Raw genomic sequence first — 24,037 nt, 5'->3', positions numbered from 1 at the left:
TTTATAGAGAATAGAGGAATGAAAAATTCAGCAAACATATCGGCTTACGTACTCTGTGGAGGAAAAAGCACACGAATGCAGTCTGAAAAAGGACTCGTCCTCTACAAAGGGAAACCTTTTATACGATGGATAATCGAAGCAATCATGCCGATCACGCCCAATATCATCTTGGTGACCAGCAATGGGGATTACACGTTGGTGGGATTGCCGATGATCGAAGATACCTATCCAGACAAAGGCCCTGTTGGAGGGATTTTTACCGCTCTCAATCATACAGATACCGAGCAAAATCTAATTCTCAGCTGTGACGTACCGAAGATTACAACTAGCCTTCTCGCAAAACTAACCACAGAATCAAAACAAAAAGATGCACTGATCACCTTTCTTAGCGATGACAAAAATGATTATCCTTTGATTGGTGTTTATAAAAAAAAGGCCTTAAAAACATTTTCTGATGCTATTTCAGCAGAAAAATTGAAACTCTGTCCGCTGGTGAATTTGATTTCGCATCATAAAATCATAATCAATACTGATGAAAAGTCACTCGTCAAGAATGTAAACAGCAAAGCTGAATTACTCTCACTTAATCAACTCGACCTATGAAAACTATCACCGGAAAATCCCCAAAACTTACGCTAATTGGTGCTGGCCCTGGAGATCCAGAGCTACTTACGTTAAAAGCCGTGAAAGCGCTGTGCCATGCAGATGTGGTGCTATATGATTCGCTGGTTAATGAGGAAATTCTACAACATGCCAATCGGGCATTGTTGGTTTTTGTGGGAAAAAGGAAAGGTAATCACAGCCATACACAGGACGAGATCAATGAGCTCATCGTGAATTACGCAACTGAATTTGGACATGTAGTCCGGGTAAAAGGTGGAGACCCATTTGTTTTTGGAAGAGGAAAAGAGGAAGAAAACTATGCTTTGGCACATGGAATTGAAGTAGAAGTGATTCCAGGAATTTCTTCCAGCGTGGCCGTTCCTGCCTCGGTGGGAATTCCTGTAACAGCGCGTGGAGTGGCCGAAAGTTTCTGGGTGATTACCGGCACCACTAGCAATCGGGAGCTTTCAAATGATTTGACCTTAGCAGCCCAATCCTCAGCAACAGTGGTAGTACTTATGGGTATGAGCAAGCTGAAGGAAATAACAGCGATTTATGCTTCCTTTGGAAAACAGGATTTACCTATAGCCATCATCCAAGACGGGACCAAATCGGAGCAAAAAGAAGTGGTCGGAACAATTCAAAATATCGTAGAAATCAGCGAAAATCAAGGCCTGACTGCACCTGCCGTTATTGTGATTGGCGAAGTGGTGCATCTGGCACGAGTGAAAAAACAATTGAAAGAAGATTGGATTTTGGAAGACGAATTTATTTTCCAAAACCTGAATACCTTGCCGTTTAGTAATTAATGCGAATGATCTGTATTAACTTGAAGCTATGATTACAGTAAACTATTTTGGAAATATCGCAGAAGCTGCGCGAAGCAATTCAGAAACTTTGGACAGTAAATCCATGAGTTTGGCTGATCTGCTTGATCTGTTGGACTCTAAATATGCCATTGCGCAATTCCCTTTTCAGGTAGCTGTCAATAGAAAAATTGTCTCAAAGCAACAAGACCTGAATATTTCTGATACAGACGAAGTAGCACTACTTCCACCATTTGCAGGAGGATAAAATGGAAAGATATCAGCGACAAATCATTCTTCCTGGAATTGGAACTTCCGGTCAGCAAAAGCTTAAGTCAAGTAGCGTTTTGGTGGTGGGAGCTGGTGGGTTGGGCTGTGCTGTTTTACCGTATTTGGCAGCAGCTGGAATAGGAAAAATTGGAATTATTGACGGTGATAAAATCGAAGAGTCGAACCTTCACCGGCAAGTACTTTATTCTGCTGATCAGATCGGGCTTTACAAAGTTAAAGAGGCTGCCGATACTATAATTAAGAAAAATCCTGGTGTGGAAGTTTTGGTTTTCGAGGAGTTTTTGACAGAAAAGAATGCCTCTGAAATCTTCCAGCATTTCGATTTGATCATTGATGCTACGGACAATCTCTTTATTCGATACGTCATTAATGATACCTGTGAGGACAGTGGAAAGCCTTTCATCTATGGCTCAATCCATCAATTTCAAGGGCAGATTTCGGTGTTCAATTTCCAAGGTGGGCCGAGTTATAGAGATATTTTCCCAGAGGAAAATCTATCCGCTCCGAATTGCGCCGAAGCTGGAGTGCTGGGAACGACCGTCGGATTGATAGGAATGCTTCAGGCAAATGAAGCAATGAAGATTATTTTGGGAATCGGGGAAGTGCTATCTGGCAAAATTCTGATTTACGATTTGCTCAGCAATTTGCAGCAAGTGTTTGAATTTGGTAAGGTAGCCGAAGCGAAAAAGCCTGATCTTTCTATTTCCTTTGATATGATTTCTGCAGAGGAAGCCCTATTAGGAGAATCAATAGTATTGGATGTGCGGGAGTTCGGAGAAATGCCCGAGGTGAAGTTGAACAATGGAATTCAGATTCCGCTTTCAGTATTAGAAAAAGAAGCGGATCGCTTGGATAAAACTGAGGAATTTCGGATCTATTGTAAATCTGGAGCAAGAAGTAGAAAAGCGGCTGAGTTACTTTCCCAAAAAGGATTTAAGAAGTTGAAGCTTATTCGCGGTGGAGCAAAAGACTTAATACAAATAGAAGATGAAAAAAGTATTTCTTGAAGGAGCGATTTCTCCTGAATTTATAGCTGATTCTATTGCGAAGCATCAAGGCAAGCATAGCATTGGTGCACATAACATTTTCCTTGGTCAGGTTCGTGCAGATGAAGTTGGTGATACTAAAGTCGTAGCCATAGAATACACAACTTATGAGGAGATGGCGAATGAAAAACTGCATGAAATCCGTGAAGCTGCTTTCGAGAAATTCAATTTGACTTGCCTACACATTTATCATAGTTTGGGTGAAGTGAAAGTAGGAGAGATTTGCATTTTTGTTTTCGTTTCCTCACCGAGAAGGAAGCAGGTCTATGAAGCCACAGAATGGCTCGTGAATCAAGTGAAAGAGCATGTTCCAATCTTCGGTAAGGAGAAACTTGATAATGCCGATCATCAGTGGAAGGTAAATAGTTGAACAAAACAGGTAAATCTGCAACTCCATAGAGAAAAAGACTAAAGCGACTTACAGTACGGTGAAAGTTATCATTTAGACAACTTCGGTCACCGGTCTTCGGTCTTCCAGCAAAGTAAACAATGAAAGTACGTCAAGGGGCATATTTGCAGATAATTAGGTAAACAAATGGTAGATATCACACATAAAGTCACCACACTTCGCACGGCAAAAGCTCAGGCGATTGTACATGTCAGTTCAGCTGAGACCATTGCAGCTGTGGTGGAAAACCGTGTACCAAAAGGCAATGTGTTCGAAATGGCTAAGGTGGCAGGACTTTTCGCAGTGAAAAACACCCACATTACCATTCCTGATTGTCATCCACTTCCTGTGGAATATACTGCAGTGGAATACGAGATTGATGGATTAGAAATACGGATTTATATTACCGTGAAGACAGTTTATAAAACCGGAGTGGAAGTGGAAGCCATGCATGGAGCTTCAGTGATTGCGCTGACGATGTACGATATGCTAAAGCCTATTGACAAGGGAATTGTAATTCGGGAAATAGGTTTAGTGCAGAAGACAGGCGGAAAATCCAGTTTCAAGGAAAAAGATCCTAAAGAAATCCAAGCTGCTGTAGTTGTTTGTTCTGACTCCATTTCTAAGGGGGTCAAGGAAGATAAAGCAGGAAAAGTAATTGTGGATAAGTTGAAGACGCATGGTGTGAATGTGACCTCTTATGAGGTAATTCCTGATGAGTTGGAGCTGATCCGAGCCCGGACTTTTGAACTAACTGAGAAGAATCAATTGGTTATTTTCACGGGTGGAACTGGACTTTCCCAAAGAGACGTCACACCGGAAGCCTTGGAGCCTATATTAGAACGCAGAATTCCAGGTGTGGAAGAAGCAATTCGTAGCTATGGACAGAAAATCATGCCATTTGCCATGCTTTCAAGATCCGTGGCAGGAACTATTGGTGACAGTATAGTCTTGGCTTTGCCAGGATCTACGAATGGAGCAAGGGAGTCAATGGATGCGGTTTTTCCGCATTTGCTGCATGTATTTAGAATATTGAAAGGAGCCAACCATGAGCCAAGCGAGTAATATAAATGAGCTAAAAGATACTTTTGGGAGAACTCACAATTACTTGCGAATCTCCCTGATAGAGAAGTGTAATTTGCGCTGCACATATTGTATGCCCGCTGATGGCATTCCACTCAGTCCCAAAGCCTCCTTGATGAGTGCAGAAGAAATTCTTGAGTTCGCAAGAATATTCGTCGGCATGGGTGTGGATAAGATTAGGCTAACTGGCGGAGAACCGCTACTTCGAAAGGATATCAATGAGATTTTAGATGGCCTTTCAAAGCTTCCTGTTGATCTTTCTTTGACTACTAACGGATTGCTGATTGATAGGCATGTGGATAACTTCAAGAAGTTGGGTGTCAAAAACATAAACTTCAGTTTAGACACTTTACGGGAAGATCGATTTTTTGAGATTACGAGAAGAACAGGTTTTCAAAAGACCCTGGACAATTTCCGACTGTTGCATGATGAAGGATTTAACCTGAAGATTAATACTGTGCTGGTAAAAGGAACCAATGATGACGAGTTGGTGGATTTGGTGAAGCTGACGAAGGACTTCAACGTCTCAGTTCGCTTTATAGAATTTATGCCTTTTGATGGCAATCGCTGGGATAAGTCAAAGATGGTTTCGGAGAAGGAAGTACTAAGCCAATTAGGTTCCCACTTCGGTGCTGAGAAGATTTCTGCTCTTCCAAATGAGGACAATTTCACAGCCAGAAAATTTAAGATTCAAGGATATAAAGGTGATTTTGGAATTATATCTTCGGTGACCAATCCATTCTGTGGAACTTGCAACCGAATCCGACTTACTGCTAATGGTCGGATCAAAAACTGCCTTTTTTCAAATCAAGAAACAGACTTGCTTGCCGCTATGAGAGCTGGTGAAGATGTGGAAAACCTGATTCTGAAATCTATTCTCAATAAAAAGGCCGTCCGTGCCGGCATGGACAGTATGGAGAAATTATCTGACCCTGCACTTCATTCTGATAACAGAAGTATGATTGCTATCGGGGGCTGATAGGTTTTTGCACTTAATGATTCTGTGCCATTTGACCTCCCAAACATGCCGCCTTCAGACTCTTCATTTTTTTGCTAACTAAGTAAATGTAAGTCAGGTCTGTAAAAAAAATCAGTGATCCCATATAGAGAATTAGTTCATGCACGCCCCCTGCAGTTTTAGATCCTATAATCCCAAACAGAATGGTCGTTGAAAATGTACCGATACACTTTGGGATGGCAATAAGTAAGGATTGCCCCTTTAAATCCATTCGACGAAAATACATTCTCACAAATAGGAATGACATAAGAAAGTTAATCAAGTAACCTACGTAAAGAGCTCCGTTAACTATTCCAAGGTACAGAAATGCGAAGTGTTGAATGATAAAACACACTACAAGAAACGCAATTGCCTGAGTAAAAAAGACGGTTTTACTTACGCTTACCTCGGCATAACCATACTTTAGGTAAGTGTATAATATTCCTGCATCAAGAAGCACCCAAAAGCAATTAACATACGTGGATATGTGAGAGCCAAAAACCAGATAACCTTGATAGGTATAATAAATCTCCCATGTAAAATTTAGGGCAAGGGTGATAAAGGGAATGCCATAGGATTTATCCCGGAATCCAAGTCGTAATGCCTCAATATATGCTATGATCCACCCAAGACCACAGAGGCCAATAAAAAAGGAACTTACGCTCATACCAGTTTATTCATACACGATTTATCATCAAGGGAATGGATGCATTAACAAGTCTATAATTAGCTTATCCTCCCAAAAGTCTTAAATAATTAATTTAAATCAGAATTTCTTATAGTCATTTTAAAGAAAAGTGATTTTCGTCATATCAGGCACTTTTTCCTACCGTTGAGCATTAAGTAACTGGATATTCTGGTAGATTTCAGCGAATTTTAACGAATAAAGCAAAGTTGACGCTAGGCCCTCAACGGCAATTCGATTATGAAAAATCAATTAACAAGCTTTCTCACCCAATTGCTTGAAACATTACCCAGTCAGAAAGGATTAGATTGGCTAAATAACCAAGTGGACAAAATTACTTCTGAAGGAAGTCCTTCCAAGTTTTTTCTCTCTTTCAGCCAAGCTTCCCGATTCTACAAAAAAGATAAACTCAAGCTTTCATCTGCTTCCATAGCGCATGCAAATGATCTGGTAGTAGGCTTTCAGCCTGAACATTGGGATGAGTTGCAGACCGCGAGAACGGTATTGATGCTAAGTTATCCACAGGAGAAAGACGCTTGGTTTGCTGCGATAAACCAGCTTTTTGAAACAGCAGATATGTACGAGCACCAGGCACTTTACGCAGCTTTGCCTCTTATGCCTTTTCAGGAGGATTTAATTCCTAGAGCTATTGATGGTTTGCGAACAAATATCTCTTTGGTATTTGATGCAATTGCATTGAATAATCCTTTTCCGGCGAAATATTTCCCCGAAGCAAATTGGAATCAAATGGTACTAAAAGCAATATTCATGCAGCGCCCACTGTATAGAATTCAGGGATTGGAAGAGAGAAGGAATCCAGCTTTGGCTTCAATAGCCCGAGACTTTGCGCATGAGCGTTGGGCTGCTGGAAGAGATGTGATGCCGGAAATTTGGCGCTTGGTAGCTCCTTTTGTAAACGATGAGTATTTCGATGACCTGAAAAAAGCTCTAGCTACAATAGATGATTTGCAGCAAAAGGCAGCCTTACTTACCCTTAGAGAATCGGCTTATTCAAAAGCTAAAGAAGTCCTTGAGACTAACTCAACCCAAGTAGCTAAACTTGATATGGATGCAATCGCTTGGGAAAGCATTGGCTTGGAGTTTCAGCGAACTCGAGTTTAATTCCTAATTTTACAATCCCTCAAAAATTTATCAGCAATGTATATAGATCCTCATATCCACGTCGTATCCCGAACCACAGATGACTATGAAGCCATGCAAAAGGCTGGAATTGTAGCAGTTATTGAGCCTGCGTTTTGGTTAGGTCAGCCTCGTACGGAAGTCGGTAGTTTTAAAGATTACTTCAGCACACTAGTAGGTTGGGAGCGATTTCGCGCGAGTCAATTTGGGATAGTACATTATTGCACGATGGGTCTCAATTCAAAAGAGGCAAATAACGAACCTTTGGCTGAGCAAGTGATGGAACTGCTACCGCTTTATGTAGGCAAAGAAGGTGTTGTTGCGATCGGCGAAATCGGATATGATGATCAGACTGAAGCCGAGGACAAATTTTATAGACTGCAATTGGAATTGGCCAAAGAAGTGGATTTGCCAGTACTTATCCATACGCCACACAGAGACAAAAGAAAAGGTACTATTCGTAGCATGGACGTCTCCGAAGAGCATGGTCTGGATCCGAAAATGGTGATCGTGGACCATAACAATGAGGAAACGGTTAAGGAAGTTTTGGATCGTGGCTACTATGCTGGATTCACTATTTATCCACATACCAAAATGGGTTCGGAGCGCATGGTTGAAATAGTGAAGCAATACGGTCCAGAGCGCATAATCGTCAATTCTGCTGCGGATTGGGGCATTTCTGATCCTTTGGCTGTGCCAAAAACTGCTGACCTCATGCGCAAATCAGGAATTTCAGAGGACCATATCAAGCTGGTGACTTACCAAAATGCGCTTACGGCATTTGGCCAAAGCGGACAAATGGATGAGCAAGATTGGTTGAATGCTGCTCCATTGGATCAAACCAAAAAAATGAGTGGAAACTCGGTACTTCGCGGTGGCCAAACACCACGAATAGAAGGAAACTCAGATATAGTAGAAAATTAATTAATGCGTACTTCTCGGCTTTTCGCCTATTTACAATTAACCCGTCCCGCAAATGTAGTCACGGCAATAGCTGACATTTGGGCGGGTTTCGCTATTTCTGGAACTTGGGTATACATCCTGACTGGTGGGCAAGGTAGCAATGAACTGATATTAAAATTAGCTTGGCTTTCATTGAGTACAATTGGATTGTATGCTGGTGGTGTTGCGTTTAATGATGTTTTTGATGCGGAGCTAGATGCTGTAGAGCGACCCGAGAGACCAATTCCAAGTGGCAGAGCTTCGAAGTCTGGAGCAGCATGGATGTCTTTCTTGCTGCTTCTAGGTGGAGTTTTGGCAGCTGCACAGGTTAATCTTGTGTCTGCCGGAATCGCTTGTGCAGTAGCATGTTTAGCTGTGCTATATGACTATTGGGGAAAACATCAGAATCTTTTAGGTCCTGTCAATATGGGGCTTTGTCGTTCTGGAAATTTACTTCTTGGAGTAAGTGTGGTTCCTAGCTTGTTTACTACCTATTGGATATTTGGGATGATACCGCTTGTATTTGTAGCGGCAATTACGATGATCAGTCGGGGTGAGGTGCATGGAAAAAACAGAAATGCGCTTTATGGAGGATTGTCAATGTATGTACTTGTGGTAGTGGTCATTGCTGCAATGCCAATTATGCATGACACTCCTATTTTGGAAGTAATCCCTTTTTTGGCATTGCTTAGTTACATGATTTTTCCGCCTTTGATCAAAGCTATTCGGAGCCAAGACCCAAAACTTATTGGCAAATCAGTGAAAGCTGCCGTTATTTCCCTAATTATTGTCAATGCTTCTATTGCAGCGGCTTTCGCAGGATGGAAGATTGGAATAATTGTGTTATTGTTGTTGCCAATTTCCCTTTGGCTGGCCAAAAAATTTGCTGTCACCTAGCACAAAGAACTAAAAGGAGCTCGGAATTGTCTTTATTCCAGCAATCAGCTTAAGCCCATACCCTGTTGATTATGAATACGATTATAGAACAATCATTTTCAGTACCCTTCAAATATCAAGTATGCTTTTCGGAAGAAATATTTTCTCCTGAGAATAAGCTTTTTATTGATATTCTTTCAGCTGAAAGAAAGTCCAAAGTCCTCTTCGTAGTGGACAATGGGGTCGTGCAAGCTCACCCAAACCTGTTAAGCCAACTGAAAATATATTCAGAGGTTCATTCAGAGTTTTTTACAATAGCTTCGGATCCAATACTAGTAGTAGGTGGAGAGGCATCTAAAAATGATGAGGCTATCTACCAAGAAATCGTTGAAGCAACCCATTTGTACGGAATCGACAGGCATTCATACATTGCCGTGATAGGAGGAGGAGCCGTGATTGACATGGTAGGGTTTGCCGCTGCAATTTCCCATAGAGGTATTCGACTGATCCGTATTCCTACTACAGTTCTCTCGCAAAATGACTCCGCTGTTGGAGTTAAAAATTCGGTAAATCTATTTGGTAAGAAGAATTACCTAGGGACTTTTACTCCACCTTATGCCGTTTTGAACGACTTCAATTTCTTAAAAACGCTAGACGATAGGGATTGGAGATCAGGAATTTCTGAAGCGATTAAAGTCGCTTTGATTAAAGATTTAAGCTTTTTTACATGGATTGAGGAAAATTCCTCAGCTCTTGCTGCCCGCGAAATGGCTCCTATGCAGGAGTTAATCATTCGCTGTGCACAGATGCATTTGGATCATATTTCCGGAAAAGATCCTTTTGAGTTTGGCTCATCCCGTCCTTTGGATTTTGGCCACTGGGCTGCACATAAACTAGAGCATTTAAGTGATTTTAGAATCCGTCATGGTGAAGCTGTGGCAATCGGAATTGCTCTGGACTCTACCTATTCTTATTTAAAAGAGTGGATTTCGGAAGACGATCTTACCAGAATAATTGCAGTATTTAAGACTTTGGGATTTGAACTTTTTGCTCCAGAATTAGGTGGAGACAACCTCATTAAAGGCTTAAAGGAATTTCAGGAGCATTTGGGCGGTCAACTTACTATCATGCTTTTAAAAGCCTTGGGCAAAGGAGAGGAAGTTCATGAAATGGATCATGAGCTAATTCATCAGGCTATAGACCTGCTCAAAAGTTACAACCAAACACAAAATTTGGTCACTAGTTAATTCAGCACAAAATCATCTTTATTCATGGAAATCAAAGGGTTTCACCTCAGTTACTGCAGCAATATTCACCCCGGAGAAAGCTGGGAGGCTACACTTGAAAACCTGAAAAAATATATCCCAGAAGTAAAGGAGCGTTTGGAAGTCGACCAGCCTTTTGGAATAGGTTTGCGCTTATCTCATGAAGCAAGTCTTGTGCTCCACAATGCTGATCAACTCGGTGACTTTAAAAAGTGGCTAGAAACTGAAAACGCGTATGTTTTCACCTTAAATGGCTTTCCGTACGGGGATTTTCACCGAACTACTGTAAAAGATCAAGTTCATTTTCCTGATTGGACTACAACAGATCGAAGGGATTATACCATAAGATCATTCCAAATTCTAGCACAGCTATTACCTGACGGACAAGATGGAGGAATCTCCACCTCGCCTGTTTCCTATAGACATTGGTTCAAATCGGATGCAGAGCTGAATGCTGGAATGGAGTTGGCAACGAAGCACTTGCTTGAAGTAGTTGCAGAACTGGTGCATATAAAATCGCAAACTGGCAAATCGCTTCATTTGGATATTGAGCCTGAACCTGATGGGATTTTAGAGAATTCCGATGAGATGGTTTGGCTATTTTCAGATTGGTTGCTGCCAATTGGAAAGCCTTGGCTAGCTGATAAATTGAACATTTCCGAAGAGCAAGCGGAGCAAGTTTTGAAGGAGCACATCCAGGTTTGCTACGATGTCTGTCACTTTGCAATTGTCTATGAAAAACCAGCTGATACCTTTGCGAAATTTGAAAAGGCAGGAATCAAAATTGGTAAGATTCAAATTTCTGCAGCCTTGAGAGTGCTCATCCCACATGAGCCAGCAGCTAGAGATTTGCTCAAGGTGAACCTATTACCTTTCGAGGAATCAACCTACCTACATCAAGTTGTGGCTAAAAGGAAAGACGGAACGATGAATTCTTACTCTGATCTACCTGAAGCGCTCAAAGTATTGGATACTACAGACGAAGAAGAATGGAGAATACACTTTCATGTGCCTGTTTTCTTAGATAATTATGGTGCTCTGGCTTCCACCCAGGATCAAATTTCAATTGTTCTCAATGAAATTTTAAAAAACCCTTCCTTGACGAATCACTTGGAAGTTGAAACCTATACCTGGGAAGTTTTACCAGAAGATACCCGCCTAAGTTTAGGAGAATCTATTTCAAGAGAGTTGGCTTGGGTAATCGAAAAATTGAATTAAAATGAAGAAGACAGTCGTCTTAGATATAGTGGCGCTTTCTCCACGAGTAATTGGAGAGCATACTCCCTTTTTGAAAAAGTGGATAGAAAAAGGTAAGCGCGCAGTAGTTGAACCTGTTTTGCCAGCTGTGACTTGTTCCGCTCAATCCGTTTACCTGACTGGCAAAATGCCAAATGAAAATGGGATCGTTGGAAATGGTTGGTATTTTCAGGATGAGTGTGAAATCAAATTCTGGCGCCAGTCGAACAAGCTGGTGCAATCCCCAAAAGTCTGGGAGACACTTAGGAAAGAGAATCCTGACTTTACCGTTGCCAATATGTTTTGGTGGTATAATATGTACTCCAGTGTTGACTATGCCGTGACTCCACGACCTCTTTATCTAGCAGACGGTAGGAAGGAACCTGATTGCCATAGCCAGCCGATGGAATTGCGTGACCGACTTCAGAAAGAGTTGGGTCAATTTCCTCTTTTCTCTTTTTGGGGACCAAATGCAAACATCGCCTCAAGCAAATGGATTGCTGATGCTTCCAAAAAAGTAGATGAGTGGCACAACCCAACTTTAAATCTGATTTATATACCACATTTGGATTACTCTCTTCAGAAGTATGGGATAGATTTTGACAAAATCGGCAAGTACCTAAAAGAAGTGGATGAGCTTGTTGAGGACCTGATCACCTATTTTGAAAACCAGGGAACACAAGTCATTTTGTTATCTGAATATGGCATTACTTCCGTGAGCAAGCCTGTTCATTTGAATCGCCTATTTAGAGAGAAAGGCTGGATTCAGGTGAAAGATGAGCAGGGTTTAGAGACCTTAGATGCTGGAACTTCCAAAGCTTTTGCTGTGGCTGATCATCAGGTCGCGCATATTCATGTGAATGATTTGAGTATTTTGCCGCAGGTGAAAAAGCTTCTTGAATCTACTCCGGGAGTAGAATTGGTGCTAGATGAGGAAGGTAAAAAGCAACATCAAATCGATCATGAACGTGCCGGTGATTTGGTGGTGATGTCTGATAAGGATTCTTGGTTTACCTATTATTTCTGGCTGGATGATGCCAAGGCGCCTGATTACGCCCGCTGTGTGGACATTCACAAAAAGCCTGGTTATGATCCTGTAGAGTTGGTTTTGAATCCAGACATTAAAATCCCTATGCTAACCGTCGGTTCAAAAGTGCTGAAGAAAAAACTTGGCTTCCGATACCTCATGGATGTGATTCCTTTGGATGCTACTTTGGTTAAGGGAGCCCATGGAAGACTAAGCGAAGATGATTCAGATAAACCTCTGCTGGTGTCTCAGGACAAAAACTTGGTGAATTCGGATACTATTCAGCCTACTGATGTGTATGATGTAATATTGAAAGCGGTAAGAGGGTAATAGCTTTTAAAAAAAATCGTTGAGTCTGTTACATATCCAATACCTATTTTTAAAGAATATGTATATCCGCTTTTGTGCCAGTATGGAGTCAAAAGCAAAAAAGAATATGTTAAACTTAAGAATTGAGGCCACTTCTGCCTGTCCCGCCACTGCGGGAGTCTTCGGTCATCGGTCTTCCGACCAGATAAGCAAGGAACCTAAGGTGACTGACATCATTGCGGATAATCATATTAAAGAAAAATAATTCATGCGAATTCACAGCTACCGACATATAACCCTTTCTCTCTTATTGATTTTAGCTTTCGCCTGCGGCAAAAAAGAAGATGAAGGCTGTGAGCTTTCACCTGAAATCTTAGACCAAGATCTGACGGTGAACATCATACGATTAGAAAAGGATTTTTTCGAAGCCAAATCAATTGATGAATTCAAGTATCTATTTGAGAAGCACCCAGAGTTTACCAAGGAATACCTACAAATGGATCTCTACGCAAGTCCGGACAGTTTGGCTGCCGAACTCCTAGCTATTCATCAAGATTCTGCCATGAGGGTACTTTATGACTCTGTGGAAGTAGTTTTTAATGATTTTTCGGGTGTGGAAAAGGATCTTGAAACTGCCTTCAAAGCCATCAAATATTACTTCCCACAATTTCAGATACCTAAGGTTTATACGTTTACCTCTGGATTTAATTCTGATTTAATTGTAAAGGATGATTTAATCGTCATAGGATTGGATTATTTCTTGCCTCCTACTCATACTTTCCAGCCTGAGCTTCCCCGATATATGGCTGAGCGATACGATAAACCTTACATCGTTCCTATGATTGTAATGGCAATTTCTTCCAGATTCAACAAGACTAATCCTGCAGATAATACCCTGCTAGCAGAGATGATTTATTATGGCAAAACATATCATTTTACAAAAGCGATTTTGCCCTGCACTTCTGATCAATATATCATTGGCTATACTCCTGAAGCGATTTCTGAGAGTTTTGACAATGAAGAATTGATATGGTCTCATTTCGTGGAAAATGAGTTATTGTTCGAAACCAACCCTTTTGAAATAAGAAAATACATAGGTGAAGCGCCGTTTACAGATGCAATAAGTACCAAAGCACCAGGTAGATTAGGGCGTTGGTTAGGTTGGAATATCGTGGACGATTACCAGTTCAATCAAGATGTACCTTTGGACGTATTGATGGCAGAACCAGATGCCGAGAAAATCTTTAGAGAATCGGGATACAGACCAAGAAAGCCAAATGAATAAGGGTTTTAATCCGTTATATAATAAAAAACGAGCCTAAAACTAGACTCGCTTTTACCAATAAACCCTGTTCCTATTACTATAGTATTAAATCGCAAAAATTACTCTGGTACTATTACTTTATCAATTACATGGATAACACCATTAGTTGCGTGAATGTTTAGCATGGAAGGCACTAGACCACTTTCATTTATCATCAAACCTGGAAGATCAACAGTTAAAGTCTCTCCTTCCAAAAGTGTAGGAAGCTCTGCTCCGTCTCTTAAATCCTGAGAGAAAGCTCTAGCAGGGACGACATGATATGTAAGTACTGAAGTCAATAAATCTACATCAATTTCATCTACTCCACTCACACCAAGTGCATCATACAAGTCTTCAAAAGCTGCATCTGTAGGAGCAAATACTGTTAGATTATCATCCATTCCTCCGCTCACTGCATCTACCAAACCAGCTCTTGAAAGTGCTGCTACTAATTGGGTAAATTCCGGTGTAGAAGCAGTAGTACTCGCCACTGCAATTTCAGCAATACTTTGAGTAGGAGCAGTAATTACATAATCAAGCGTGTGGATAACTCCGTTACTAGCCATTTTATCTACAGCCGTGATCATTGTGTTACCATTGATCCAGATTTTATTTTCAGGATCCACGCTAACATAAAATTTGTCTCCAGTGAGAGAAGTAACTGGACCGGCGGCTACATCACCTGAGGTGATATTTCCCGAAACAACATGATAACTTAAAATATCGGCTAAATCTGCGCTTCCTAACAATGCGTCAGCTGTTAACCCATTGTCAGAAATAAAATCTCCAATCGCAGCATCTGTTGGAGCAAAAACTGTGAAAGGACCTGGGCCGCTTAAATCATCGTCTAATTCCGCTGCAACAACTGCAGATGCTAAAATGGAAAAATTAGCATCATCTACTAATACATCTACGATGTCATCAGGTTCTGGCATCATGTCATCATCATCGTCATCGCAGGAAGAAAATGCCATCGTGACTAAAAGGGCAAGTGATAGCGATAAAAATCGCCATGCTTTAATTTTCATTGAATTCATGTTAGTTGGTTTTTGGTTAAGTATTAAGTTGGACTAATGAAACCAGCTAACCATAAAATGGTTTTGAGAAATGTAGATTTTTTAAAAGAAACCTGTTTATACACCTTTATTTATCAGGGTATTACCTAAAAAATTTGTGTAATTTATGAGCCTAAAACGGGAGAAAGGAAGATTTTCAGGCAGTACTTCTAAAGTATAAAAAAATGACTGACTAGCTATTTAAGCAGTCATAATATCCTTTTCGTCAGTAGAGTTTTGAGTGATACTCTTTGGATTTATTGCATGAGTTAACCTGGAAATTGCCAGCTCTTTGGTAAAATACTTTTCAGCTAACAATCGGGAGTTTACACCCATTTTTATCAATTTTCCCGGAGTATTTTCTAATTCTTCCAGCTTCGCAAAAGCTGAATCAATTTTTGAAGGAAGGCAAGAAATCCCAAGCTGATGAGTTTTCACCAAATCGTAAACCCAGCCTTTATGATTTACCAAAATTGGTTTCCCCGCAGCCAAAGCATCAAAAAATTTATTTGGACTGTTTGTCTTCAATACAGGCAAATGTGCAAAAGAAATCCAGGCAAAATCAGCGAGACTTAACACTTCATTCACTTTCTCTTTTGACCCAAATGGAATAAAATGAACATTGGAAAGTGATTTCTGAATTGCTAATTGTCTAAGCTGAGGCTCATGACTTCCTTGCCCCATTATTAGAAACTGCCAACTCTTTCCTTTATCCTGCGCTTTTTCTGCTAAATCTAAAAGCTCGTTCACCGCATTAACCTGACCCAAGGCTCCTGTGTAGGCAATTGTTAAAGCATCTGTCAGCTGATATTTTTGAAGTAATCTTTCACTTTTCTCCATCGGGAAAAATCTATCCAAATCTGAGAAATTAGGGATAAGGTGAATTTTCTGGCTTGGAGTGACTTTTCGCAAATGGTCTGCGATTCCCGGAGAAAGTGCCACTAAACTCATGGCACGCTGGTAAATCTTTTTCTCCAAGGATTCAAGACTTCTCTTTACTATTGGATTCTTAATTGCCCCAACCTCTATGGGAGCCTGTGGCCAGAGATCGCGTACTTCAAAAATATATGGAATCGCCATTCTTCTTTTTGCCCAAAGCCCAAGTAATCCTGTTGTAAGAGGAGTGGAAGTAACATACAGAAGGTCCGGCCTAGGTAATTTCTTTATCAGTTTTTTAGCTTGGCGCACATAGCTTAAGAAAGCCCAAACACGCCTAAAAAACCCGAATTTTTGTTCATACCTAACCGGCAAATAATGCACCTTAATTCCCTCAATCCATCGCTGATCATAGCCAGAATTAGACCCCGCAGTAATCATTTCTACCTCATGACCTGCATCCACCAATCCTTTAGCCAAATGATAAGAGCGCACAGCGCCACCTTCAGCTGGAGTTTTGAAATATTGATGGATGTAGATGATCCTCATAGCTTATGCAATTTGACCCATTCTGCGAGAAGAAACAGATTATAAAGTGTTAAAAAATGACCTTTGGTACCCAACTCAGGTTTGGCAGCCAGCGCTCTCATTCTTTCGGGAAAGTCCCCTCCATGGGTTTTTTCAAAGGATTTGATAGAATCGAAAACCCGCTTCGCAAATTCTCCATTTTCTGCAAACCACTCTTTCAAAGGCAATCCAAAGCCCATTTTCTTTCGCTCAGAAATCCATGATAAATCCAACTCATTCAGAAACTGTCGAATCCAAGGCTTCCCTTTAAGTAATTTCTCGTCATTTACGTTTCTCCAAAGTGTTATCATGGAAACATCCAAATAAGGCGATCTTCCTTCGATACTATGTGCCATCAAGGCATTATCCTGAATTTTCAACACGTCCTGCACTAAATAGACTTGTCTGTCAAAATCTAGCATTTGAGGATAAAGAGGAAGATTTTTGTCAAAAATCCTATCGTAATCCTCTCCTAATTCGTCAGGAATATTTTCTAAACCTGAGAAATTGAGAAAGGTCTTCTGTGGACTTGGATCGATTGCTGAAATGAATTTTTGGTAGCTTCTTCCTAGAGGGATTTTACCTAAAATCCCCTGAAATCTTAACAGCAAATCTTTCCTCTTCTGGTAAATATCAAACGCCTTATGCCGCTGATAACCTCCCCAAAGCTCATCTGCACCTGCCCCTGAAACCAATACTTTGACTGAATTTTTAGCCTCTTTTCCTATCATCCAATTTAAAAACCCAGCCGAATCACCAATTGGCTGATCCACGCTTTTCAGATAATCATCCCAGTTTTCCCAAAAGATCTTTTGATCAATTTCCACCAGCTTATGGTTGGAAGGGAATTGCTTTGAAAAGCGATTGGAAGCATCTCCATCCGCATATTTCTTGCGATATTTTTGTTCCACCTGAATGGTATAAGAATGCAAAGGAGTACCGGTTTTAGTGTACCAAAGTGCATAAAGTAAGGAACTATCTGCTCCTCCACTGAGCTGAATTCCCACCGGAACATCGGCATGAAATTGCCTCAAAACGACATCAGGTAAGGTCTCTTTGAATGTGTCAAAAGTTGGTTGGGAATTAAGCTTAGTATTGATTGAAATTGTATCCCATCTAAATGTCGAATGATTCAAAATCTTGGTATATCTCCCAGGCTTCCATTCATGAATTCCCTTATAAAAAGTACTCCCTAGAAGAGGTGCCCTCAAATAATAATAAGTTTCAAATTGTCTAGGATCAAGCGAGGTGTTTTTCAGACTTTGTATACTTTGACATTCCGAAGAAAGTAGAAGTGTGTCAGGACTCTGTGCATAAAAAAGAGGTTTCTCACCGTTTTGATCACGGGCAACAAGCACCGCTTTTTCAATTAAATCCACAAAAATAAAGGCAAACATTCCCTGAAGTTTCTCCAAGCCTTTTTCCCCAAAAACTCGAAGAAAATGCAAAACCACTTCAGTATCTGATTGAGTGATAAAAGTGATCCCCAAACCTTGAAGTTGCTTTCGCAACACTTGATAATTATAAAGCTCGCCATTCCAAATCAAGAGTGATCTTCCGTCGGGAGCCCATAAAGGCTGGTCTGCTTCCAGACCAGTGTGCAAAATTTTCAATCGGTTTACTCCAATCCATAGTCCTGGCCAGGGGCTGAAGCTCGCTTGTTGGTCCGGGCCACGATGCCTGCTTTTTTCAAGCATGGTATCAATTGCCTCCTCGTTTGCTCCCTTACCCCAAATCAGGTGGATTCCACACATTATTTTTCTGTTTCTACTTTGCTGAGTTTCCCTTGATTTTTCTCAAAATACCTACACAAATGTGTCAAAGTGCATTCTTCACACTTTGGACGACGGGCCAAACAAACATATCGACCATGCAAAATCAGCCAGTGATGTGCGATGTGCACATATTCTTTGGGGATATGTCGGATAAGTTGCTTTTCTACTTCCAGTGGAGTTTTGGCAGTTTGGGAGACTAAGCCGAGTCTTTTTGAAACTCGGAAAACATGGGTATCCACAGCCATGTTTGGCTGATTCCAAACAACTGAAGTGATCACGTTGGCCGTCTTCCGACCCACTCCAGGTAGCTTGATCAACTCCGGTACGGTGGAAGGAACCTCACCTCCAAAATCCTCCATCAACATTTTCCCCAAACCCAACAAATGCTTGGTTTTATTATTAGGGTAAGACACCGTCTTGATGTAAGGAAAAAGCTCATCAAAATTGGAAGCTGCCAAGAACTCCGGACCTGGGAACTTCTCAAATAAGGCCGGCGTCACCATATTAATCCGCTTATCAGTGCATTGTGCAGAAAGAACCACAGCACATAAAAGCTGAAAAGGATTTTCATACTGAAGTTCAGTTTCAGCAATGGGCATGTTAGTACGAAAATGGTTGATAATGGCTTCGTATCGTTCTTTTTTCAGCATTTTTATTCTTTTTTTAACCGCAGAGGAACACTGAGATTTACGCGGAGAGAACTATAATAAAGTGTTATTTTAAAATAAATTGACGCAATACTAGTGAATTTGAGATCACATTATAAGTCAGACTAAGCGATTTCGAAGTCTAACTTTTAACTATCCTCTGAGCGGAATGCTAATTTATAAGATGCTTGCACCAATCCCATTTTTGTAAAGAAATAGGTTTAATAATATTCTTAAATAATGAGAATACGCTATAAAACGCTGTTTTAGCCAGATTGATAGCCATGGTAATTTTTTGGTGAAGACATAAAGTTTAAATTCGGGAAACCACTAGCTATGCAATACCTCAAAACCTTATTTGTCCTTTTCTTTTTATCGACTTCTATTGCTTTTTCCCAAGAGAGACCAAGGGAAAAAGGGATCATATTTGGAGTACTTCCAACGGGGACATTAAATGCCATCACCGACGTGCCGGGTGTAAAAGTCGGGCATTTCACCAAAATCGAAGGCGAGAATATCCGTACTGGAGTTACTGCTATTTTACCTCATGGCGGTAATATTTTTCAGCAAAAAGTCCCCGCGGCTATTTACGTGGGAAATGGATTTGGCAAACTTGCTGGAGTGACCCAAGTGCAGGAACTTGGGAATATTGAGACTCCTATTATTCTCACAAACACACTAAGTGTGGCTGCTGGAATCGAGGGAACAGTTCGATATTCTTTGGAGGAAAATGAAAATGCCCAATCGGTGAATGCTGTAGTCGGCGAAACAAATGATGGCTACCTGAATGATATTCGTGGAATGCATATTTCTCCTGAAGAAGTCATCCAAACTATCAAATCCGCTAAATCCGGCACAGTTGAAGAAGGAAATGTGGGGGCTGGTACAGGTACTGTTTGCTTTGGGTGGAAAGGGGGAATTGGAACTGCCTCGAGAAAACTACCTGAAAGCCTAGGGGGATATACTGTCGGCATTTTAGTCCAAACCAATTTCGGGGGAAACCTGCAAATAGATGGAGTTGCCGTGGGCGAAAAAATGGGTAAGTATCCGTTTCGGGACGCGATGGAAAAATCGGATGGAAGCTGCATGATAGTTGTGGCTACTGACGCTCCAGTATTAGATAGAAATTTGGAACGAATGGCAAAACGTGCCATGATGGGCTTGGCTAAAACCGGAGGAATCGCTTCCAATGGATCTGGAGATTATGTGGTGGCTTTTAGCACAGCTGAGAAACTTCGGATTCCCTATTCAGCTAAATCGGGAACGTTGGAAAATGCCGAATTCATTCGAAATGACGATATGAGTTCCTTATTTATGGCAGTGATCGAAGCTACAGAAGAGGCTATTATAAACTCCTTATTTGCTGCTGAAACAATGGAAGGAAAGGACGGACATCGCGTGGAGCAATTACCAATCGATCAGGTGATGAAGCTGATGAAAGAAAATTAAACCAAAAACATGAGGAGTATTGATCAGAAAAACCAATTGGAAGCAACTCACAAAGATTGCTGCGCAGTGGATGAACAAGTAAATCATGAGCATTCCCAAGATGATGGGCATGATCACGATCACGCTGCGCCTGCGGGAGAGAGCATGCTGAGATTCTTTGCCCCTGCGATTTTTTCTTTTGTGGTCATGATGCTAGGTCTAGGTTTTGACTATGTTTTTCCACAGGAATGGTTCCAAGGATGGGTACGATTTGGTTGGTATTTAGTAGCCTATTTACCTGTTGGTTTACCAGTATTGAAAGAAGCCTGGGGAAGTATTCTGAAAGGTGATATTTTCTCTGAATTCCTGCTGATGGGAATTGCAACAGTAGGTGCATTTGCAATCGAAGAATACCCCGAAGGTGTGGCGGTAATGCTTTTTTATTCTGTTGGGGAAGTATTTCAGGCCATGGCAGTCACCCGGGCAAAGACCAACATCAAAACTCTATTAGATCAGCGTCCTGATGAAGTGACGATTTTGGAAGGTAACTCTACCAAAACAATCAAAGCTGCAAATGCCAAGATTGGCGATATCATACAATTGAAAGCCGGAGAAAAACTTGGTTTGGACGGAGAGCTATTGTCTGAGAAAGCCTCATTTAATACCTCTGCTTTGACTGGAGAGAGCATTCCTGCCTCCAAAGAAAAAGGAGCCGAAGTCTTAGCCGGAATGGTTAATTTGAATACTGTTTCGCAGGTCAAAGTGACTACAGCGTACACCGATAGCAAGCTTTCAAGGATCCTGGAATTGGTGCAAAATGCAACTGCCCAAAAAGCTCCCACAGAACTTTTCATCCGAAAATTCGCAAAAATCTATACGCCAATTGTAGTTTTTCTGGCGATTGGAATTTGCTTTCTTCCCTTCCTATTTGTAGACAATTACGAATTCAGTGATTGGCTGTATCGTGCACTGATTTTCTTGGTGATTTCCTGCCCTTGTGGATTAGTGATCAGTATTCCTTTGGGATATTTTGGAGGAATCGGTGCAGCGAGTAAAAACGGCATTCTGTTCAAAGGGAGTAATTTTCTGGACAGCATTGCTCAGATCAGTCAGGTGGTGATGGACAAAACCGGAACGATGACTGAAGGTGTTTTTGATGTGCAAGAAGTCCATCTTCAGCCTGATTTCCTTGATTCTAGAATTCTTGATTTTGCCAATGCCTTGGAAAGCAAAAGTACCCACCCAATTGCTACAGCCATTAAAAAACACGTTGGTGAAATTGATTCCAGCATTGTTTTGGAAAATGTAGAAGAGATTGCGGGACATGGCTTGAAAGCTCAGGTAGAAGGCAAGGAATTACTAGTCGGGAATTTCAAATTGATGGACAAGTATTCGATTCCTTATTCCATCGATCCTTCCGGCATAGTTTACACCTTGGTGGCAATAGCTTACGATGGGAAATTTGCTGGCTATTTGACCATTGCGGATAATATAAAGTCCGATGCTCAGCACACGATAACTCAATTGAAATCTATGGGAGTCGGAATCACGATGCTTAGTGGAGATAAAAGCAATGTGGTCAAGTTTGTTGCAGACAAATTAGGCATTCCGAATTCATTTGGAGATTTACTTCCTGAAGATAAAGTAAACAAAGTCAAAGAGATCAAAGCTCAAAAAGGAACAGTTGCATTCATTGGAGATGGAGTAAATGACGCTCCCGTTGTTGCAATTTCTGATGTAGGAATAGCGATGGGAGGCTTGGGAAGCGATGCTACAATTGAGACTGCGGATGTGGTGATTCAGGATGATAAGCCAAGTAAAATTCCGATGGCGATTTCTATTGGGAAAAAGACCAAGAGAATTGTCTGGCAGAATATAGGGTTCGCTTTTGGGATAAAAGTCGTGGTGTTAGTGCTCGGTGCATTGGGTATGGCTACCATGTGGGCAGCAGTTTTTGCGGATGTGGGCGTGGCATTGCTTGCAATTTTGAATGCGATAAGAATACAGAAAATGAAGTTTGATTGAAAAAGTAGGATGTAGTGTGCCGGATGACCGGTGAAAATTAACTTAACAATGAACTCCTCCAAAAATAAAGAGAACGCAATCGCTTTTTATAAGACTGCCTATGAAGGTAATCCGCGTAAAGCTGTAGAGTTATTCACAGGCGCTGAGTACATTCAACACAATCCTGCAGTGGGTGATGGAAAAGAAGAATTCATCGCATACTTCGAGCGCATGCAAAGGGAATATCCAGACAAGTCAATTAAATTCGTCAGAGCAATAGCTGAAGGCGATTTAGTCGCATTACATACACATCAAACTTGGCCCGGAAATGATCAGTATGTCACCATGGACTTTTTCAGATTTGATGAGAATGGAAAGATCGTAGAGCATTGGGATGCTATTCAGCAAATCCCAGCAACTTCTGCGAATGGGAATACGATGTATTAATAAGATGATAAAAAAGGTAAATATTAACGAGAAATTTGGCTTGATCAAGGAGCTTTGGACTCCCAAAATAATCGGAGAGCTAAACGGTCAGGACGTAAAGTTGGCCAAGGTAAAAGGTGAATTCGTTTGGCATAATCACACAGATGAAGACGAGCTTTTTCTGATTGTGAAGGGATCTCTAAAAATTGATTTTGAGGGAGAAAGTGTCACTCTGAACGAAGGGGAAATGGTAGTCGTACCGCGGGGAGTAGAACACAGACCAATAGCCGAAGAGGAAGCCTGGGTCCTACTTTTTGAACCACAAAGCACCAAACACACTGGTGATGTCAGATCAGATTTGACTGTGGATAAGTTTGAAAAAATATAGGGTTAAGTATTAATTTGAAAACCAGTAAGGTTAGCGATAGTTTTCATTTTTCCTCAAAAAAATAATTAATTATTACCCTATTAAATTACTAGGATTTACCGTAAAATTGCAGCTTAATTAGCCCTATTGAAAGCAGTTGCATTTTCCTCCCTCTTCCTATTCCTAAGTTTTTGGCCAAAATTAACCTTTGCTCAGAAGGATGTTACCCACCAGCAACTCATCTGGTATGGCTACTTTCTCACGCTGCCGATTGATGAAAATTGGTCAATAATGGCGGAAGTTCAGGAGAGGCATTTTGTAAATCCATTTGCGCAGCATCAACTCTCTGTAAGAGCTCATTTGAATCGTAAACTTGGTAAAAGCGGGTGGACCGCCACAACTGGTTTCGCTTCATTTTTTCAAAGCCCAAATAATCCTCGTTCAGAGCTGGATCTGATAGAGCCAGAACTTAGAGCGCATGTAGAAATGGCGTATAAACAAAAGTTCAACAAACTCACTCTTGATCATAGATACAGATCAGAGGCCCGCTTTTTTCATAATCTAAACTTAGATGAAACAGAATTAGCAGATGGCTATTTTTTCGGGAGTTTTAGATTTCGTTATCGTATTATGGCCTCTTATCCCATTTGGAAAATCAAGGAAAATCAACTTCTAAAAGTAATAGCAGGTGATGAGCTGATGGTCCAAGCTGGGGAAAAAGTGAAATATACATTTGATCAAAACCGATTGATAACAGGGTTAAACTTTACTTTTTCGCAAGCATTAAACGTGGAGCTTGCCTATCAAAAATGGATCAATCAACGTCAGACAGGCGGATATTACAATCGGGATATTGTCAGATTTACAATGAATCACCGTCTGGGGGTTAAATAGT

Annotated in this window: 25 protein-coding genes; 20 read left to right on the top strand and 5 right to left on the bottom strand. The window is 40.9% G+C overall.

Annotated elements, in window-relative coordinates; translation table 11 throughout:
• Positions 1–18 precede the first annotated feature (18 nt).
• From AACZ87_RS10455 to moaA, 7 genes are all read left to right on the top strand, one after another.
• The gene (locus AACZ87_RS10455) at positions 19–603 is read left to right on the top strand and encodes a molybdenum cofactor guanylyltransferase (protein ID WP_339866966.1); all 585 of its coding nucleotides are present in this window, start codon (positions 19–21) and stop codon (positions 601–603) included.
• Positions 600–1,412: a uroporphyrinogen-III C-methyltransferase gene (gene cobA / locus AACZ87_RS10450; protein ID WP_339866965.1), complete on the top strand. Its 813-nt coding sequence runs from the start codon at positions 600–602 to the stop codon at positions 1,410–1,412. Before AACZ87_RS10455 ends, cobA begins: the two co-directional genes overlap by 4 nt.
• Before the next feature lie 28 nt (positions 1,413–1,440).
• Entirely contained in the window at positions 1,441–1,677 is a 237-nt protein-coding gene (locus AACZ87_RS10445; RefSeq protein WP_339866964.1) for a MoaD/ThiS family protein, read from the top strand.
• A gap of 1 nt (position 1,678) precedes the next feature.
• Complete coding sequence (locus AACZ87_RS10440) at positions 1,679–2,707, top strand: HesA/MoeB/ThiF family protein (RefSeq protein WP_339866962.1); 1,029 nt, start codon at positions 1,679–1,681, stop codon at positions 2,705–2,707.
• A complete protein-coding gene (locus AACZ87_RS10435; protein ID WP_339866961.1) occupies positions 2,688–3,116 on the top strand; it encodes a molybdenum cofactor biosynthesis protein MoaE in 429 nt (142 codons plus the stop codon). The genes AACZ87_RS10440 and AACZ87_RS10435 overlap by 20 nt, the downstream gene beginning before the upstream one ends.
• Before the next feature lie 165 nt (positions 3,117–3,281).
• On the top strand, positions 3,282–4,199 hold the full coding sequence (moaCB, locus tag AACZ87_RS10430) for a bifunctional molybdenum cofactor biosynthesis protein MoaC/MoaB (RefSeq protein WP_339866960.1): 918 nt from the start codon (positions 3,282–3,284) through the stop codon (positions 4,197–4,199).
• A complete protein-coding gene (gene moaA, locus AACZ87_RS10425) occupies positions 4,183–5,196 on the top strand; it encodes a GTP 3',8-cyclase MoaA (protein ID WP_339866958.1) in 1,014 nt (337 codons plus the stop codon). Before moaCB ends, moaA begins: the two co-directional genes overlap by 17 nt.
• A gap of 13 nt (positions 5,197–5,209) precedes the next feature.
• Here moaA and AACZ87_RS10420 read toward each other — a convergent pair whose 3' ends face one another.
• A complete protein-coding gene (locus AACZ87_RS10420) occupies positions 5,210–5,881 on the bottom strand; it encodes a hypothetical protein (protein ID WP_339866956.1) in 672 nt (223 codons plus the stop codon).
• Positions 5,882–6,139: 258 nt separating this feature from the next.
• On the opposite strand from AACZ87_RS10420, the gene AACZ87_RS10415 reads away from it, so the two are divergent.
• The 8 genes from AACZ87_RS10415 to gldB all read left to right on the top strand — a co-directional run bounded on the left by AACZ87_RS10415 (position 6,140) and on the right by gldB (position 13,979).
• Positions 6,140–7,021, top strand: coding sequence for an EboA domain-containing protein (locus AACZ87_RS10415; protein ID WP_339866954.1), 882 nt, complete (start codon positions 6,140–6,142; stop codon positions 7,019–7,021).
• A 36-nt stretch (positions 7,022–7,057) separates the two neighbouring features.
• The gene (locus tag AACZ87_RS10410; protein ID WP_339866952.1) at positions 7,058–7,963 is read left to right on the top strand and encodes a TatD family hydrolase; all 906 of its coding nucleotides are present in this window, start codon (positions 7,058–7,060) and stop codon (positions 7,961–7,963) included.
• A 3-nt stretch (positions 7,964–7,966) separates the two neighbouring features.
• Positions 7,967–8,878 carry a UbiA-like protein EboC gene (gene eboC / locus AACZ87_RS10405; protein ID WP_339866951.1) on the top strand — a complete coding sequence of 304 codons (912 nt, stop codon included), beginning with the start codon at positions 7,967–7,969 and terminating at the stop codon, positions 8,876–8,878.
• Positions 8,879–8,949: 71 nt separating this feature from the next.
• Positions 8,950–10,104, top strand: coding sequence for a 3-dehydroquinate synthase (locus tag AACZ87_RS10400; protein ID WP_339866950.1), 1,155 nt, complete (start codon positions 8,950–8,952; stop codon positions 10,102–10,104).
• Between the two features lie 24 nt (positions 10,105–10,128).
• Positions 10,129–11,340 carry a metabolite traffic protein EboE gene (gene eboE / locus AACZ87_RS10395; protein WP_339866949.1) on the top strand — a complete coding sequence of 404 codons (1,212 nt, stop codon included), beginning with the start codon at positions 10,129–10,131 and terminating at the stop codon, positions 11,338–11,340.
• A 1-nt stretch (position 11,341) separates the two neighbouring features.
• Positions 11,342–12,715, top strand: a complete 1,374-nt coding sequence (locus AACZ87_RS10390) for a nucleotide pyrophosphatase/phosphodiesterase family protein (RefSeq protein ID WP_339866948.1) — start codon at positions 11,342–11,344, stop codon at positions 12,713–12,715.
• A 106-nt stretch (positions 12,716–12,821) separates the two neighbouring features.
• The gene (locus tag AACZ87_RS10385; protein ID WP_339866947.1) at positions 12,822–12,959 is read left to right on the top strand and encodes a hypothetical protein; all 138 of its coding nucleotides are present in this window, start codon (positions 12,822–12,824) and stop codon (positions 12,957–12,959) included.
• A 3-nt stretch (positions 12,960–12,962) separates the two neighbouring features.
• A complete protein-coding gene (gene gldB / locus AACZ87_RS10380; RefSeq protein ID WP_339866945.1) occupies positions 12,963–13,979 on the top strand; it encodes a gliding motility lipoprotein GldB in 1,017 nt (338 codons plus the stop codon).
• Positions 13,980–14,077: 98 nt separating this feature from the next.
• On the opposite strand, the gene AACZ87_RS10375 is transcribed toward gldB, so the two are convergent.
• The 4 genes from AACZ87_RS10375 to nth all read right to left on the bottom strand — a co-directional run bounded on the left by AACZ87_RS10375 (position 14,078) and on the right by nth (position 18,920).
• On the bottom strand, positions 14,078–15,025 hold the full coding sequence (locus tag AACZ87_RS10375; protein WP_339866943.1) for a fasciclin domain-containing protein: 948 nt from the start codon (positions 15,023–15,025) through the stop codon (positions 14,078–14,080).
• Positions 15,026–15,253: 228 nt separating this feature from the next.
• On the bottom strand, positions 15,254–16,477 hold the full coding sequence (locus AACZ87_RS10370; RefSeq protein ID WP_339866942.1) for a glycosyltransferase family 4 protein: 1,224 nt from the start codon (positions 16,475–16,477) through the stop codon (positions 15,254–15,256).
• Entirely contained in the window at positions 16,474–18,249 is a 1,776-nt protein-coding gene (asnB, locus tag AACZ87_RS10365; protein ID WP_339866941.1) for an asparagine synthase (glutamine-hydrolyzing), read from the bottom strand. Before asnB ends, AACZ87_RS10370 begins: the two co-directional genes overlap by 4 nt.
• Entirely contained in the window at positions 18,249–18,920 is a 672-nt protein-coding gene (gene nth, locus AACZ87_RS10360) for an endonuclease III (protein ID WP_339866939.1), read from the bottom strand. Before nth ends, asnB begins: the two co-directional genes overlap by 1 nt.
• Positions 18,921–19,253: 333 nt before the next feature.
• Here nth and AACZ87_RS10355 point away from each other — a divergent pair, with 333 nt between their 5' ends.
• The 5 genes from AACZ87_RS10355 (at position 19,254) to AACZ87_RS10335 (ending at position 24,036) form a co-directional block, all read left to right on the top strand.
• Positions 19,254–20,366 carry a P1 family peptidase gene (locus AACZ87_RS10355; RefSeq protein ID WP_339866937.1) on the top strand — a complete coding sequence of 371 codons (1,113 nt, stop codon included), beginning with the start codon at positions 19,254–19,256 and terminating at the stop codon, positions 20,364–20,366.
• Between the two features lie 9 nt (positions 20,367–20,375).
• The gene (locus AACZ87_RS10350; protein WP_339866936.1) at positions 20,376–22,370 is read left to right on the top strand and encodes a heavy metal translocating P-type ATPase; all 1,995 of its coding nucleotides are present in this window, start codon (positions 20,376–20,378) and stop codon (positions 22,368–22,370) included.
• Between the two features lie 48 nt (positions 22,371–22,418).
• A complete protein-coding gene (locus tag AACZ87_RS10345; RefSeq protein ID WP_339866935.1) occupies positions 22,419–22,796 on the top strand; it encodes a nuclear transport factor 2 family protein in 378 nt (125 codons plus the stop codon).
• 4 nt (positions 22,797–22,800) lie between these two features.
• Positions 22,801–23,163 carry a cupin domain-containing protein gene (locus AACZ87_RS10340; protein ID WP_283412098.1) on the top strand — a complete coding sequence of 121 codons (363 nt, stop codon included), beginning with the start codon at positions 22,801–22,803 and terminating at the stop codon, positions 23,161–23,163.
• Between the two features lie 126 nt (positions 23,164–23,289).
• Positions 23,290–24,036, top strand: coding sequence for a DUF2490 domain-containing protein (locus AACZ87_RS10335; protein WP_339866933.1), 747 nt, complete (start codon positions 23,290–23,292; stop codon positions 24,034–24,036).
• Position 24,037: the final 1 nt, after the last annotated feature.

Source organism: uncultured Algoriphagus sp. (genome assembly GCF_963974365.1).
Classification (GTDB): domain Bacteria; phylum Bacteroidota; class Bacteroidia; order Cytophagales; family Cyclobacteriaceae; genus Algoriphagus.
The sequence above is the reverse complement of the archived record's forward strand: the minus strand, read 5'-3'. Positions and strand labels throughout refer to the sequence as shown.